This is a genomic window from Pseudoalteromonas sp. S3178 (genome assembly GCF_005886985.1).
Taxonomy (GTDB): Bacteria; Pseudomonadota; Gammaproteobacteria; order Enterobacterales; family Alteromonadaceae; genus Pseudoalteromonas; species Pseudoalteromonas carrageenovora.
On sequence record NZ_PNCW01000303.1, the window covers coordinates 1 to 374 of the forward strand.

Here is a 374-nt window from a genome sequence, read left to right on the forward strand (position 1 = left end):
ATAACCTTCCAGCTGTGCTTTTTTCTCTTTTACATAGTCATCATTGTATGAGACGGCGCAAATTGTAGCGTAAGCTTTTTCAAAGTATTGCCTTGCTGAACCGACCATATTTGCAGTTCGTGCTGAGAGCCCTCGTTTTATCTGGCTTTCGACATTGATTTTAAGCTGAAATCGCTCTAGTCTGCGGTCTTCATTAACGAACAGTTGAGTGTCTACTTTGCCTTTACTATGCTCAGAGCGCAGTAGTTGGCGTAATTTCTTTATGCCTTGAACTAATGCGATAATTTGTTTGTCATTGTCAGGAAGTGCTATCGAGTCTGAATCTGCTGTTTTTTCAGGCTGAGTATTTAAGCGCTCTTGCGACTCGTGTAAAC

The 374-nt window shown here is 41.4% G+C and carries 1 pseudogene; it reads right to left on the reverse strand.

What is annotated here, in order from left to right:
- Positions 1-374, reverse strand: a pseudogene (locus CWC11_RS21070) (hypothetical protein); the annotation flags it as partial.